The organism is Methylobacterium sp. AC433, assembly GCF_979253015.1.
Window position 1 is genome coordinate 1 of the sequence record NZ_CEEDBN010000022.1, and the last position, 13580, is coordinate 13580.

Below are 13580 nucleotides of genomic sequence, written 5' to 3' on the forward strand. Positions count from 1 at the left end.
ACGCGCCTCAAGACCATCACGACCCGCTGGCCCACCGGTATCCGCGCCGGGGCTGATTTCGTCATGCCCACGATGGAATAGGACTGCATCGTTGTCGACCGGTGCGCTCCGGCGCCGATCGTGTCCAGGCCCATCGCGCGAGTACGCAGTGCCGATCACCTTATCGGCTGAATCAAATCTGCCGAGGATCAAGCCGGTGTTCACAGCCTGACGACCAATACCCATTCGCGAAGGACTGGTTCCGGGCGTAGAACGGACAGACGGGTTTCGACCCGATCACGCCGTAGGAGCGTGTTGGCTGGACACTTGAAATCGGACGCTCACGGCGTAGCAGGCATGCGGCTTTGTCGTAGAGCGAATTTTTAGATCCAAGCCTTTCAGTGGCCGTCAGGTGTGCTGGAGAATGTAGAGCCGGAGAGCCCCGGCGGCATTTAGCATGTGGGCGCGCATGCGCTTAGCGGCAGCATCACCGTCGCCCTCCATAATCGCTGCGAGGATCTCGCCGTGTTCGAGGTGCGAGCTGTGGATGCGTTCCCCGTGGCGAAGCTGTGTACGCCGAAAGGCTGACAGCCGCGTGCGGATTGCGACCGCCTGCTCTGCGAGAAAGCCGTTGTGCGTGCTCTGATAGAGCGTCTCGTGGAAGGCCCGGTTAAGCCCATCATAGACGTCGTAATCCCCGTCCCGGGCGGCCGGAAACGATTGCCGGTGCAGGTCCATGAGGGTGCTGAGTTCGAGGGGCTGGATGCGGTGCGTCGCCATGCGGACGCACATGGCCTCGATCTCCGCCGTCGCCTCGAACATCTCCATGATCCGATCGGGAGTGATCGGCGTGACGACGACGCCGCGGCGCGGACAAACCTCTACGAGGCCGCTAAGCGCGAGTTGCCGAAGGGCTTCACGCACGGGCGTCCGCGAGGCTCCGAACTGCTCGGCGATCTGCTGTTCGTCGATCGTTGTGCCGGCAGCGAGCGTCCCGGACGCGATCTCGTCCGTCAACACATTGCGAATGCGGTCTGAGAGGAGTTCGCGCGCCTCGACCTGGCTCTTCATGAAGTGCTCGTAATGATGGGCATATGCTTTGGATTGACGTGCTCGTTCATCGGAAACGGCCTTTCTGACGGGAGGGAAACCGGCCGGCGCGGGCTCGGCGCGGGGTACGCAACGAAGGGGGGAGGGGGGTCAGCGCCGCTTTGGCAGGCGCTTGAAGCTGCTTTGACGCTCCACCTGCGGGGCCGCCTTGGCCTTCGCTAGGTCACGCGAGAAGTGCGGAAAGAGCGACAGCGCCTCGCGCAGATGATCCACGTTGACCGTCCGGCTACCAGCCGCCTCGGCGACGGCACGGGCGATGGGCAGCACCTTGCCGATGCCGTCCGCGTGATGGGTCTCGGCGAGGGTGCGGCACAGCCGGAGCGCTTCCGGGTCCTCGACGGCATACTGGCCAGCGAGTAGGTCCGCGTCCGCGTCGAGGATGCAATCGATCTCTTCCCGGATCGGCAGGCGCCTAGCGATCTGCCGGATGGCGGCCTTCTGCGAGTTGACGAATTTCAGCACCTCGTCGTTGCCGAGGAACAGCATCTGGACGTGGGCCTGCTCGCTGATCGCCAACAGGTCGCGCGCCACGCGGTCGGCAAGGTTCTGTGCCTCGTCGAACAGTAGGACGGGAAATTCGCTGGCTCGGCTGCACAGGAGCTTCATCGTCGCAGTGACGCTGTACATGGTGCCCACACCGACGTGAGGAGCGACCTCCTCCAGCAGCGCCATGGTCGAGTTGCCCATCACGCCGGTGACGGTCACGAGGCCAACGGGCGGCCCTTCCATCGTGCCCGAGCGGCGGACCGCCTCCTCCAACGCACGCGTCTTACCGACGCCAGGCGCCCCGGTGATGAGCCCGTTATGTCCGAACCTTACACAGCGATCGATCGTGTCGAGCACGACACGGGCCGCCGAGGTCATGACGAACGGGGTGTCCCGGCTGGCGTGAGCCTGACGGCGGGCTGCGAACGCCTCTTTCTGGGCGGCTTCGGCCGCGCGCTTTGCAGCGATCTCCGCACGCTTCTGTGCGATCCGCTCCTGACACAGGCGCTCTTCGCGCTCTTCCTCCTCGCGCTGCAATCTATCCGCGAGGATGCCGCGCTGGACGCTGAGGGGAAGGTGGGCGTACTTGGGATCGAGCATGGGGGTGAGGTCGTTCATCACAAGCCTCTGGCGCGTTCGATGCGTTCCAAGGTGGCCCTAAGCTTGGCCTGTTTCTCCTCGCGGTCGTGGTTGCGCCGCTCGGTCGGGCTTTCCATGATGCGCCGGCCGATCTCGGCGCGGTCTCCACCTAGCTCGATCGTGCCCTTGCTCGCCGGCACCGGCGGCGCGGACTGACGGCGACCGGAGGCGACCATCTCAGCCACCACATCGATGCGATTAAGGTCGGCCGCTTCCGACCGGATCGCGTCGCGAGCCACACCCTTGCGGCGGGCGGCCTCGGCGGCCCCGGCCGGATCGAGACGGGAATAAACCTGATCGGGGCGGGCGATGCCGATCAGCGCGCCCTTAACCGTAAACACCGGCACGGCTGGCCAGCACAGGTACTTCGGCAGGCGAATGCAGACCCTGTCGCCGGTGTGGCGGGCCAGCTCGTCGCAGTAGAACCATTCTCCGCCGACGGTAATCTTGCCGTCCCGAACCGTGCGCGTGGCCTCGTCCGAGAAAGCCATCATCAGGGCCAGGTCGTTCACGTCTGTGCGCTGCCAGCCGGCAGCGACCGCCTTCGCGTAGACTTGCTCTGGCGAGCGGTCGTCGAGTTCGCCGGTCTGCCGCTGCGTGTTGTAGAAGTTGAGCAGTCCAACGAAGTCGTTGGCGAAGTTGTCGAAGCTGCCGTTGAAAGGGGAGGGCGCTTTGCCGAGGTTCGCCCGCCGGGAGTTCATGCGGTCGCCGCCGATGTAGCCAGTCATCGGTGAGAGGATCTTCTGCTCGATGACGCGGAACGCCCCTTCAAGGATACCCTTGGCTGCCGCGTTGTAGGCGGTCGCCCGGATCAGCGCCCTGCCCCGGCCGAAGTCCTCGTAGTCCAGGCCGGCGAGCTTCAAGGCATCCGGCAGGAACTTGGCAAAGCCGTACTCGGAGCCGTTGTCGAGGTAGAGCTTCGCCGGCATGCCCCAGCACGGGTCCTGCGTCATAGCGATGAAGCTATCGATGACGTCGCTGTTGCGGATCGCCGTGCCGGGCTCGCACAGCACGAGGTCTATGCGCACGCGCCGGGTGCTGGCATCGAGCCAGGAGATGCCTTTGGGCGTCGCCAGCGTGCCGTTTGGGCGGGCGACATAGACATCGAAATGGTGGACATCGCCGTAGACGAGTTCCATCGGCGCGAACCCGGCCGAGGTTAGGCGGACGCGCGGGCGCTGATCGTCCCACGCCTTGATGTCTGTGCGGTACTGATGGACGCGCCGGGCGCTCCGGCCGGCCTCGACGACGCCTTTGGGCAGTTCGCAAGCTGGCATGATCTCGCCGGAGGTGCCGCTGATCCCGGCTTTGAGGGTGAGGTCGGCAAGGTATTCGCCGGCAAGGCGCTGGACGACACTGTAGGCCGCCCCGCCGCCCCATAGGTCGCGAATGTGCTGCCGGACCTTGCGGGCGATCTCGGCGCGCAGAGCATCATCCAAGCCGGCGGTAGCAGCGTCCCAACGCTTGGTGAGGATCAGCCGGCTCTCCGGCTTCGTCTCACGGCGCTTGCGCATCAGCGCCTTCAGGCCGCCGGCCGTCGCCTTGCTGACCTTGCGTTCGATGTCCCGTAGGCTCGGTGTGAACCATACACCGTGCGGGCTGCAAACCTCAGCACCAGCCAGCGCCTCCATCGCGGAGCGTCGCTCACGTGAGCCCTTCCGGTGCGTCAGAGCGGGCCAGAGGAAATGGGCCCACCACTCGGCCGCTTGAACGGCCTTTACTGACGGGTTCAACTGCCCTTCAACAGGCGTTTGCACGGTCTGAAGGCGGAGCTGAAGTGCCGGGGGGAGGGTGGTTGCGAGGACCCTCCACGAAGCCCCGGCCCTCCCTCCCCGTCCGTGGCAGACGCGAACCGTCAGACAAGAGCCCCGCCACAGTTGTGCTTTTCCCGAGGCGATCCGAGCAAAGGCGTGCCGAACCTTGCGTTCAGAAATCCCAGCGGCCTGAGCTACTTCGGCGGCGCTGACCCAACCATCCATGTCAGGCAGCCGTATCCAGGACGTCCCGAATAATTTGGGCCCTGATGGCTACAGCTTTGCGGCCTAGAGACCGCCCCTTGAGCGCTTTGTAGGCGAGCTGACGACAGATGCCGCGGTTCTTGAGGTACGTGTTGAGGGAACTGCCTCGCGAAATAAGGACCGAACGCACCCGCACATACTCGGCCTCATAGGCTTGCGCGGTATCGTGCAACACGATGTCCATGATAGGCTCCGACGATGTAGCCGAAACGGAAACACTCCTGTAGCCAATATGTCAACTTCATTCGATCGAGACCCATCGGTTCCGCCTAGCACACAGGCGCAGAAGCTTAATGCTGCCGACGTACTTGATAGGATGAAAGAGATCTATGGAGTTGATACAGATACCGCACTAGCTGATGCGCTGCATACTACCAGACAAAATGTATCAAAGTGGAGATCGCGAAACTCCATCCCGTATGCTGAGGCGGTAGCTGCCTCGTACATGCGGAACGTCTCAATAGATTATATTTTAATGGGTCGTGGCGGCACAGAACGAGGGCAGGGGGCAGTTCAAGAACTAGATATAGGACTTCTCCGAGCGATACTTCTCAGTTTTCTGGCCTTTGATTGCATCAAGATCATAGGCGGAGATACAGTTTCCGAATTGAATGAAATGGCTAAAGCCATAGCGTTCCGATACAAGCGGGCAGCTGAGGCGGCCCAACACCTTCAGCACAACGACGGCCTCGATGCTGAGACAGCCCGCGCTGTAGCCGTTGCGGCAACTAAACTCATCTCCTCCGACGGGACTTTGTTTGGCCCGCGCCTCAACCCTGTTGACCAAAGCGCCGACGATTGAGTCGCCTGATAGCTACTGGGGTCCGCAATAGGGTCCGCAATCGACGATCGCTTGCCGACAAGGTCCGCAAGAATGTGTTTTGTTTCAGAGCGTTACGCATAATTGGCGACTTCTCTCTTGGTTGCCTAGGGCCCGCAATGCTGCTGGCACAAGCCTGTGTGTTTGCACGCTTTTTCGCGATCACCGCCAATTATCGACGACAAGCACGCTGCCAACTTCGCCGCGCCGCCCCAGGACCCCGGTCCGGCCCCCGAAACGCCGTTCGCATAAGATATATTATGGAACCTGAGGGCGCAGATCCGGGGCAGGGGACCCGTGCTCACGAACGGTTCACCCATTCCCGTCACGGCGTATTCATGCAATCTCCACACCGCCGATTCACGCAACCGACAGTTCCCGGGTACGGAACGGCCACCGTTGGTGCTAAACCGCTGGCGGATGTCACAATTCCTCCCCATAATACATGATACCGGGCGCCGTCCGAGCGGATGCCCGCCCGAATCGATCCTCTCCAGAGCGAACGCGATGCCGATTTTTGCGCGCCCTTCCGCAGCCTTGAGCCTGGCCATGCTGGCCCTCGGATCCGTCTCGCTCGCCGCCGGCCTGCCGGCCCGGGCGCAGGCCGAGCCGCAGCGGACCGCCCTGGTGCAGCAGCCCCAGGCCGCCGCGGCGGAGCCTTCGGCCCGACCGGTCGTCCGGACGGCGATCCCGCGCCGGGCGCTCGCCCGCCTTCCCCGCCTCGCCGGCCTCATCGCCCAGGGCCAGGCCATCCGCATCGTGGCCTTCGGCTCGTCCTCGACCGAGGGCTCCGGCGCCTCCTCGCCGGCCACCACCTACCCGGCCCAGCTCCAGCGCGACCTCGCGGCCCGGCTGAGCGTGACGGGTGCGGAGCATTCCTCCGTCACGGTGCTGAACCGCGGCAAGGGCGGCGACGATTCCGAGGCCATGGCCCGGCGGCTGGAGCACGACGTGCTCGCCGACAAGCCGGACCTCGTGATCTGGCAGACCGGCAGCAACGACCCGATGAGCGGCGTCAGCGTCGAGCGCTTCGCCGAGCTCACCCGGGCCGGCATCCTCGCCATGCGGGCCACCGGGGCCGACGTGGTCCTGATGGACCAGCAATGGTGCAAGAAGCTCTCGACCACCGACGGGGCCGAGGCCTACGGCGCCGCCCTGCACGCCATCGCCACCGAACTCAACGTGCCGGTGATCCGGCGCAACGCGATGATGCGGGCCTGGGCCGCGCAGGGGCTGCTGACCCCGACCCAGATGATCGGCCCCGACGGGCTGCACATGACCGATGCCGGCTACGACCGCCTGGCCCGGGCCGCCACCGCGCAGCTCCTGGCCAATGCGGGCCTGCCGCAGGATGCCGGCGCCCAGAACTGAGGCCGGACCGGGGAGGCGGCCGGGCCGCCCTCCTCCGCGCGCCGCTCACGGATCCAGCGTGACGCTCAGGCCGTCATAGGCCGGCACGACGTTCGGCGGCAGCTTGGCCGCCAGGGTCGCGTAGTCGAGATCCGTGTGCAGGTTCGTCAGGATGGCCCGGCGCGGGCGCACCGTCTCGATCAGCGCCAGGGCATCCGAGACCGAGTAGTGCGTCGGGTGCGGGGTCTCCCGCAGGGCGTCGATGATCAGCAGGTCGAGGCCGTGCAGCCGCGCCTGCGACGCCTCCGGCATCAGGCTGACGTCGGGCGCGTAGGCCGCCGGGCCGAAGCGGAAGCCGAGGGCCGCCTCGTTGCCGTGCTCCATGCCGAAGGGCAGGGCCGTGACCGCGCCGCCCGGCCCCTCCACCACCGTCGTCTCCCCGTCCGCCAGGTCGTGCATGTCGAGGATCGGCGGATACTCGCTGCCGGGGGGCGTCTCGAAACAGTAGCCGAACCGCGCCTCCAGGAGGCTGCGCGTCCGGGCATCGGCGAAGACCGGGATGCGCCGGCGCATGTGGATCACCAGGGCGCGCACGTCGTCGATGCCGTGGGTGTGGTCGGCATGGGCGTGGGTGAACAGGATCGCGTCGAGGCGCTGGACCGCCGCGTCGAGCAATTGCTCGCGCAGGTCCGGCGCGGTGTCGACGAGGAGGGTGGTGGCCGTCCCGGCATCGCCCTGCCGTTCCACCAGGAGCGAGCAGCGCCGGCGCCGGTTGCGCGCCTCCCGGGGGTCGCAGGCGCCCCAGCCGTAGCCCACGCGGGGCACCCCGCCGGATGAGCCGCAGCCGAGGATCGTCAATCGCAATGCGCCCATCGGCACCTCCGCCCCGTTGGTACCGGAGGGGGCCTGGGCCTGTCACGCCCGATCCGGCCCCCCTCCCCGGCTCAGGTCGCGGCCTTGTGGAACAGGCGGTGGAAATTGGCCGTCGTCAGCGCGGCGAAGTCGGCCACATCCATCTCGAGGGTCTGGGCGAGGGAGCGGGCGGTGTCCGCCGTGTAGGCCGGCTCGTTGGTGCGGCCGCGATGCGGCTCGGGCGCCAGGAAGGGGGCGTCGGTCTCCACCAGGAGCCGGTCGGGCGGCACCGACCGGGCGATCGCCCGCAGGTCGTGGGAGCGCCGGAAGGTGACGATGCCGGAGAAGGACACGCAGAAGCCGAGTTCGACGCCGACCTCGGCGAGGCGCGCGCCCGACGAGAAGCAGTGCAGGACGGCCGTGAAGGCGCCGCGCGCCATCTCGTCGACCAGGATGGCCTCCATCTCCGCATCGGCGTCGCGGGAATGGATGACCAGCGGCAGGCCGGTCTCGCGGGCGGCCGCGATGTGGCGGCGGAAGACCCGCTCCTGCACCGCCTCGGGGGCGGCGTTGTCGTAGTGGAAGTCGAGGCCCGACTCGCCGATGCCGACGCAGCGGGGGTGGTGCGTGCGCGCCACGATGGCCTCGGTCGGCACGTTGGGCTCCTCGCCCGCCCCGTCCGGGTGGGTGCCGACGGTGTGCCAGATCTCCGGGTTGGCCTCGGACAGGGCCTCGTAGGTCCGGGCCCTGGCGACCCGCGTGGAGATGGTCAGCATCCGGGTCACGCCGGCGGCGCGGGCCCGGGCGATGACATTGGGCAGATCCTCCGAAAAATTCGGAAAATCGAGGTGGCAGTGGCTGTCGACCAGCATGAGGGGAGACTCGGGATTCCTGGAAGTTTCAGAGCCGGCGGCCGCTCGGACCGCGGGAGAGCCGGGCCTCAGCCCGCGCCGTCCTTTGCCCTGACGTAGCTCTTCAGCACGGCGTTGATCTGGGATTGGTAGCCTTTACCGAGACTTCGGAAATGCCGCAGCACCTCCAAATCGAGGCGCAGCGTGATCTGCTCCTTGGTCTCGGGCTTGGCAACCGGCAGCATGTCCCAGAAGCCGGGGGGGATTGCGCCCGCATCCGGATCCTGCGCAGCGCGGCGCGCGGCCTCGTCGTCGCTCATCGCCTTGAAAGTCGTGCTCAGAGGCTCGGCGGGGGGCATGGCATCAAGGCTGTCAAACCGCACCGTCGTCGTGGAGTCGGAGATCTTGGTGTCAGAGATCTCCGATCCGGAAATCTCGGGCCTGGATGTAGACTTCGCGTTCATGCCGTCCTGCCTTCCATGCCGAGATGATCCGGATATCGTCCCCGCGCGGGGTATGGATCACGCAGGGCACGCTCCCGTCGTACTCCCCGAGGCTGATGAAGCGCGGCTCGCCATAGGAGCGCCGCCGGTCCTCACAGGTCAGTACAAACCCGCGAAAGACCTCGTCGGCCTGTCGGAATCCGATCCGGTGCTTGACCTGATTGGCCGCATCCTTGTCCGGGTCCCATTGAAAGCCCATTCCGTACCGTCGTTACGAAACGTAGTGCGCGGAAGCTCGCATGACCAGCCCTCAGGTCGAAGACGCCTCCGGCTCGACGAAGCGCGGGAACAGGCCGACGGGGGCGGGGAGCGGCGTACCGGGCACGAGGCGGCCACCCTCCCCCACATCGGTCAGGCGGCGCCTGTCCGCCGGAACGGCGAGGAGGTCGAGGAGCCTGGCGCCGGAGCCCGGCATGAAGGGCTGCACCAGGATGCCGATGGCCCGCAGGGTCTCGGCCACGACGTAGAGCGAGGCCGCCATCCGGGCCGGATCGGATTTCCGCAGCACCCAGGGCTTCTGCGCGTCGAAGTAGCGGTCGGCGGCGGTGATCACGGCCCAGATCTCGGCCAGCGCCGTGTGCAGGGCGAGCTTGTCCATCGCCGCCCGCACGGTGGCGGGCAGCGCGTCGGCCAGGGCCAGCAGCGCCCGGTCGTCCTCCGTGAGGACGCCGTGCTCGGGAACCGTCCCGGACAGGTTCTTGGCGATCATCGAGAGCGAGCGCTGGGCGAGGTTGCCGAGGCCGTTCGAGAGGTCCGCTGTGTAGCGGGTGATGATCGCCTCGTGGCTGTAGTTGCCGTCGCCGCCGAAGGGCACCTCGCGCAGCACGAAGTGGCGCACCGCGTCGACCCCGTAGGTCGCGATCAGGTCCATCGGGTCGACGACGTTGCCGAGCGACTTCGACATCTTCTCACCCTTGGAGAGCAGGAAGCCGTGGCCGAAGACGCGCTTGGGCAGGGCCAGGCCGGCCGACATCAGGAAGGCCGGCCAGTACACCGCGTGGAAGCGGACGATGTCCTTGCCGATGACGTGCAGGTCCATCGGCCAGAATGCCCGGCGTGGATCGGCGTCGTCGGGAAAGCCCGTGACGGTGAGGTAGTTCGTCAGCGCGTCGACCCAGACATACATGACGTGGTCGGGATGGCCCGGCACCGGCACGCCCCAGTCGAAATTGGTGCGGCTCACCGAGAAGTCCTTGAGGCCGGAGCGGACGAAGCTCGCGACCTCGTTGCGCCGGGTCTCGGGGCCGATGAAGTCTGCTTGCGCCTCGTAGAGGGCGAGGAGCCGATCCTGGTAGGCCGAGAGCCGGAACAGGAAGTTCTCCTCCTCCATCCAGGTCACCGGCGTGCCGGTGGCCTTGGCCACGGGGACGCCGTCGGGACCAGTCTCGAGCTCGTCCTCGGCGTAGTAGGCCTCGTCGCGCACCGAGTACCAGCCGGCATATTTCGACAGGTAGAGGTCGCCGTTGGCCTCCATCCGGCGCCACAATTCCTGGGCGGCGGCATAGTGCTCGGGCTCGGTGGTGCGGATGAAGCGGTCGTGGCTGCAGCCCAGGGCCTCGGCCATGGCGCGGAAGCGCGCGGACATGTCGTCGACGAGTTCGCGCGGGGTGATCCCCGCCTTGGCGGCCGTCTGCTGGATCTTGACGCCGTGCTCGTCGGTGCCCGTGGAGAACAGCACGTCGTAGCCGTCGAGGCGCTTGAAGCGGGCGATCGCGTCCGTGGCGATCACCTCGTAGGCGTGGCCGATATGCGGCGCGCCGTTGGGATAGGAGATCGCGGTGGAGAGACCGAAGGTCTTCGCGGTTGCCGGGTTGGTGGCGGTCACGTCGAGGGATTCCCCGGATGCAGGGTTCACAGGATCAGGCCCCGGAATCGGGTCCTGGGATCACAGGACGGCGGGAGTCTACCATGCCGCGTCAGGCGGCGTCGCGGAGCGCGCCGGCCAGGTCGCCGAACAGGGACAGGACCAGCGGCCGGCGGTCGAGATTGTAGGTCGCGGCCTCCCGCGCGGCGCGGGCGATCTTGTCACACACCTCGACCAGGGCCGCAAGGCGGGCGGGCGGCTCGTGGCGGCGCCGGTCGAGCTCGGCCGAGACGAAGCGGAACACCGTGTCGAGGCTGGCCGAAAAGAGCTCGTCGGATTCGCGTGCCGAGAGTTTCTCGGCCAGCGCCAGGATGCGGCGCCAGTCCGGATGGTCGAGGCGGGCGAGCAGGGTCTCGACCTCCGCGACGAGGCCGGCCCGGGCGGGGTCGAGCAGGGCGACGGCCTCGGCGACCGAGCCCTCCGCGAGCTGCGCCGCCCGGGCGAGGGCCTCCGGGGCGGGCTGCACGAAGGGCGGGGCGAAGCCGCCGATCACCCGCGCCACCTCGGCCTCCGCGAGCGGGCGCAGGGTCAGGGCCCGGCAGCGCGAGCGGATGGTCGGCAGGAGCCGCCCCGGCGCGTGGCTGACGATGAGGAACAGGCAGCGGGGCGGGGGCTCCTCCACCATCTTCAGGAGCGCGTTGGCGCTGTTGGCGTTGAGGTCCTCGGCGCTGTCGACGATGCAGATGCGGTAGCCCGCATTGCCGGCGGTGGAGCCGAACAGCGCGAGGGCGCCGCGGGCCGCATCCACCGAGATCCGGGTCGCCAGGGTCTTGGCGTTGGCCGGACGGGTCCGGCGCAGGGCCACGAGGTTGGGGTGCGACAGGGCCGCGACCTGGCGCGCCGCCGGATGGCCCGGATCGACGGCGAGGCTCGCGGGTGCGCCCGCGGCCGCCGGGTTGGCGATGAGCCAGCGGGCGACCCGGTAGGCCAGCGTCGCCTTGCCGATGCCGCGCGGGCCGCCGATGAGCCAGGCGTGGTGCAGGCGCCCCGCGGCGATCGACTCGACGAAGGCGGCCTCGGCCTCGGCATGGCCGACGAGGTCGGCCTGCTCGCGCGGGCGCGGGACCTCGGTCAGGTCGCCGGGCTCGACATCCTCGGGGGCGCGCTCAGGCCGCATCGCCGTGCTCCGTCCCGGGGCGGTCGTCGCTCCGGCCATTCTGCGCAGGCAGCAGTCCGGTCTGCGCAGGCAGCAGCCCGGGCAGGCGCTCGGCCACCACGGCGCGGATCGCGGCCTCGACGGCATCGGCGGGCAGGGCGGCCTCGACGATCGCGCAGCGCCCGGGCTCCTCCGCCGCGATGGCGAGGAAGGCGTTGCGCAGGCGGGCATGGAAGGCGAGGGCCTCGGCCTCGAAGCGGTCGACCGCGCCGTCGGACCCCGCGTCGCGGCGCGCCCGGGCCCGGGCGAGCCCGAGCTCCGGGTCGCAGTCGAGGATCAGGGTCAGGTCGGGACGGGTCGGGCCGACGACGACGCCCTCGAGGGCGCGCAGGGCGGCCGGGTCGAGGCCGCCGGCCGCGCCCTGGTAGGCCCGGGTCGAGTCGGCGAAGCGGTCGCAGAGCACGATCTCGCCCCGCGCCAGCGCCGGGCGGATCAGGGTGTCGAGGTGGTCGATCCGGGCGGCGGAGAACAGCAGCGCCTCGGCGAAGGGGCCGTAGGGCTTGGCCAGCCCCGCGAGCAGCGCCTCGCGGATGCGCTCGGCCTTGGCCGAGCCGCCGGGCTCGCGCGTCGTCAGCACGGGGCGGCCGGATTCCAGCCGGAGTCGCGCGGCGAGGCGGCGGATCTGCGTCGACTTGCCGACCCCCTCCCCGCCCTCGAAGGTGATGAAGGTCCCTCCCCGCGTCCCGGGCGCCGTCACGACTTCGCGCCGGCCTTCTCGAACGCCTTGCGGAACAGGCCGGTGCCGACCTCCCAGGCCGCGTCGAGCGCCCGCTGCGGGAGGGTGCCGGCCTCCACGGTCTCGCCGGCATAGAGGGGCTGGTCGAGGGCCTGGGTGTCGCCGCGGGTGATGCGCAGGCGGCCGACCTCGCGGCCCTGCTCCACCGGGGCGACGAGGGGTCCCTGGTAGACCACCCGGGCGGTGATCTTGTCGCCGGAGCCGCGCGGCAGCAGCACGCGCACGGCCTTCCTGGCGACGAGGGGCACGCTGCCGGCCGCGCCGCCATACACCGAGGCCTCCGCCACGGTCTCGCCGGCGCCGAAGACCTGGCGCGGCTCGAAGGCGCGGAAGCCCCACTCCATCAGCTTGCGCGATTCCGCCGCCCGGTCGCGGGCGGTCTTGAGGCCGCTCACCACCATGATCAGGCGCTGCCCGTTCTGCACCGCCGAGCCGGTCAGGCCGTAGCCGGATTCCTCGAGGTAGCCGGTCTTCAGCCCATCGGCGCCGATGTCGAGGGTGAGCAGCGGATTGCGGTTCTGCTGCTTGATCTTGTTCCAGGTGAACTCGCGCTCGGCGAAGATCTTGTACAGGTCCGGGTAGGTCTCGATCAGGTGCAGGGCGAGCTTGGCGAGGTCGCGCGCGGTCACCTTCTGGTCGGGGGCCGAGTAGCCGGTCGCGTTGCGGAAGGTCGAGCGCGTCAGGCCGATCTCCCGGGCCCGGGCCGTCATCATGCGCCCGAAATTCTCCTCCGAGCCGGCGATGCCCTCGCCGATGGCGATGGCGGCATCGTTGCCCGACTGCACGATGAGACCGCGCAGCAGGTCGGACAGCTTGATGCGGCTGTTGAGCTGGGCGAACATCGAGGAGCCGCCGCCCCCCGCCCCGCCCCGGCGCCAGGCGTCCTCGGTGATCTGGAACTCCGAGTCCATGGTGAGCCGGCCCTGCCGGATCTCGTTGAACACGATCTCGGTGGTCATCAGCTTGGCCATGCTGGCCGGGGAGAAGAGCTCGTCGGCGCCCTTCTCGAACAGCACCGAGCCGGAATCGGCATCGATCAGGATCGCGTGGGGCGCCGCCGTCTGGAAGCTCTGGGCCAGGGCCGAGCCCGCCGCGAACAGGCTCAGAGCCGCGGCCAGGACGAGGCCCGACACCGCCGCGCGCGCCGATCCGGTCCGACCCGCGAGGACCACTCTCACACTCATACCCTGTCTCACGCCCTGCCTCACGCCGACCC

At 68.3% G+C, this 13580-nt stretch carries 14 protein-coding genes; 2 read left to right on the forward strand and 12 right to left on the reverse strand.

The features are described from left to right. Nucleotides 1-387 precede the first annotated feature (387 nt). The 4 genes from AC0IWM_RS21700 to AC0IWM_RS21715 all read right to left on the reverse strand — a co-directional run bounded on the left by AC0IWM_RS21700 (nt 388) and on the right by AC0IWM_RS21715 (nt 4416). Nucleotides 388-1050, reverse strand: coding sequence for a GntR family transcriptional regulator (locus tag AC0IWM_RS21700; protein ID WP_471758445.1), 663 nt, complete (start codon nt 1048-1050; stop codon nt 388-390). A 129-nt stretch (nt 1051-1179) separates the two neighbouring features. Then, nucleotides 1180-2193 (reverse strand): AAA family ATPase, encoded by a 1014-nt coding sequence (locus AC0IWM_RS21705; protein ID WP_471758447.1) that lies wholly within the window; start codon nt 2191-2193, stop codon nt 1180-1182. Beyond that, nucleotides 2193-3845 carry a Mu transposase C-terminal domain-containing protein gene (locus tag AC0IWM_RS21710; RefSeq protein ID WP_471758449.1) on the reverse strand — a complete coding sequence of 551 codons (1653 nt, stop codon included), beginning with the start codon at nt 3843-3845 and terminating at the stop codon, nt 2193-2195. The genes AC0IWM_RS21705 and AC0IWM_RS21710 overlap by 1 nt, the downstream gene beginning before the upstream one ends. Nucleotides 3846-4194: 349 nt before the next feature. Continuing rightward, a complete protein-coding gene (locus AC0IWM_RS21715) occupies nt 4195-4416 on the reverse strand; it encodes a hypothetical protein (protein WP_471758451.1) in 222 nt (73 codons plus the stop codon). Nucleotides 4417-4464: 48 nt separating this feature from the next. On the opposite strand from AC0IWM_RS21715, the gene AC0IWM_RS21720 reads away from it, so the two are divergent. Then, nucleotides 4465-5034, forward strand: coding sequence for a helix-turn-helix domain-containing protein (locus AC0IWM_RS21720; protein ID WP_471758453.1), 570 nt, complete (start codon nt 4465-4467; stop codon nt 5032-5034). A 567-nt stretch (nt 5035-5601) separates the two neighbouring features. Continuing rightward, entirely contained in the window at nt 5602-6423 is an 822-nt protein-coding gene (locus AC0IWM_RS21725; RefSeq protein WP_471758455.1) for an SGNH/GDSL hydrolase family protein, read from the forward strand. Between the two features lie 45 nt (nt 6424-6468). Here the strand turns inward: AC0IWM_RS21725 and AC0IWM_RS21730 are convergent, their stop codons facing one another. From AC0IWM_RS21730 to AC0IWM_RS21765, 8 genes are all read right to left on the reverse strand, one after another. Continuing rightward, a complete protein-coding gene (locus tag AC0IWM_RS21730; protein WP_471758457.1) occupies nt 6469-7275 on the reverse strand; it encodes an MBL fold metallo-hydrolase in 807 nt (268 codons plus the stop codon). A gap of 71 nt (nt 7276-7346) precedes the next feature. Then, on the reverse strand, nt 7347-8126 hold the full coding sequence (locus AC0IWM_RS21735) for a TatD family hydrolase (RefSeq protein WP_471758459.1): 780 nt from the start codon (nt 8124-8126) through the stop codon (nt 7347-7349). Between the two features lie 68 nt (nt 8127-8194). Further along, nucleotides 8195-8569, reverse strand: a complete 375-nt coding sequence (locus tag AC0IWM_RS21740) for a BrnA antitoxin family protein (protein WP_471758461.1) — start codon at nt 8567-8569, stop codon at nt 8195-8197. Next, complete coding sequence (locus tag AC0IWM_RS21745; protein ID WP_471758463.1) at nt 8517-8807, reverse strand: BrnT family toxin; 291 nt, start codon at nt 8805-8807, stop codon at nt 8517-8519. Before AC0IWM_RS21745 ends, AC0IWM_RS21740 begins: the two co-directional genes overlap by 53 nt. Before the next feature lie 51 nt (nt 8808-8858). Then, nucleotides 8859-10433, reverse strand: coding sequence for a methionine--tRNA ligase (gene metG, locus AC0IWM_RS21750; protein WP_471758465.1), 1575 nt, complete (start codon nt 10431-10433; stop codon nt 8859-8861). 91 nt (nt 10434-10524) lie between these two features. Next, the gene (locus AC0IWM_RS21755; protein ID WP_471758467.1) at nt 10525-11589 is read right to left on the reverse strand and encodes a DNA polymerase III subunit delta'; all 1065 of its coding nucleotides are present in this window, start codon (nt 11587-11589) and stop codon (nt 10525-10527) included. Beyond that, nucleotides 11579-12325 carry a dTMP kinase gene (gene tmk, locus AC0IWM_RS21760; protein ID WP_471758469.1) on the reverse strand — a complete coding sequence of 249 codons (747 nt, stop codon included), beginning with the start codon at nt 12323-12325 and terminating at the stop codon, nt 11579-11581. Before tmk ends, AC0IWM_RS21755 begins: the two co-directional genes overlap by 11 nt. Beyond that, nucleotides 12322-13548, reverse strand: a complete 1227-nt coding sequence (locus AC0IWM_RS21765; RefSeq protein ID WP_471758471.1) for a D-alanyl-D-alanine carboxypeptidase family protein — start codon at nt 13546-13548, stop codon at nt 12322-12324. The genes tmk and AC0IWM_RS21765 overlap by 4 nt, the downstream gene beginning before the upstream one ends. Between the last annotated feature and the right edge of the window lie 32 nt (nt 13549-13580).

Bases quoted from the DNA above. Each gene is read 5' to 3' on its own strand.
- AC0IWM_RS21700 (WP_471758445.1), bottom strand. From the start codon at position 1,050: ATGAAGAGCCAGGTCGAGGCGCGCGAACTCCTCTCAGACCGCATTCGC.
- AC0IWM_RS21705 (WP_471758447.1), bottom strand. From the start codon at position 2,193: ATGAACGACCTCACCCCCATGCTCGATCCCAAGTACGCCCACCTTCCC.
- AC0IWM_RS21710 (WP_471758449.1), bottom strand. From the start codon at position 3,845: ATGGAGGCGCTGGCTGGTGCTGAGGTTTGCAGCCCGCACGGTGTATGG.
- AC0IWM_RS21715 (WP_471758451.1), bottom strand. From the start codon at position 4,416: ATGGACATCGTGTTGCACGATACCGCGCAAGCCTATGAGGCCGAGTAT.
- AC0IWM_RS21720 (WP_471758453.1), top strand. From the start codon at position 4,465: ATGTCAACTTCATTCGATCGAGACCCATCGGTTCCGCCTAGCACACAG.
- AC0IWM_RS21725 (WP_471758455.1), top strand. From the start codon at position 5,602: ATGCTGGCCCTCGGATCCGTCTCGCTCGCCGCCGGCCTGCCGGCCCGG.
- AC0IWM_RS21730 (WP_471758457.1), bottom strand. From the start codon at position 7,275: ATGGGCGCATTGCGATTGACGATCCTCGGCTGCGGCTCATCCGGCGGG.
- AC0IWM_RS21735 (WP_471758459.1), bottom strand. From the start codon at position 8,126: ATGCTGGTCGACAGCCACTGCCACCTCGATTTTCCGAATTTTTCGGAG.
- AC0IWM_RS21740 (WP_471758461.1), bottom strand. From the start codon at position 8,569: ATGAACGCGAAGTCTACATCCAGGCCCGAGATTTCCGGATCGGAGATC.
- AC0IWM_RS21745 (WP_471758463.1), bottom strand. From the start codon at position 8,807: ATGGGCTTTCAATGGGACCCGGACAAGGATGCGGCCAATCAGGTCAAG.
- AC0IWM_RS21755 (WP_471758467.1), bottom strand. From the start codon at position 11,589: ATGCGGCCTGAGCGCGCCCCCGAGGATGTCGAGCCCGGCGACCTGACC.
- AC0IWM_RS21765 (WP_471758471.1), bottom strand. From the start codon at position 13,548: ATGAGTGTGAGAGTGGTCCTCGCGGGTCGGACCGGATCGGCGCGCGCG.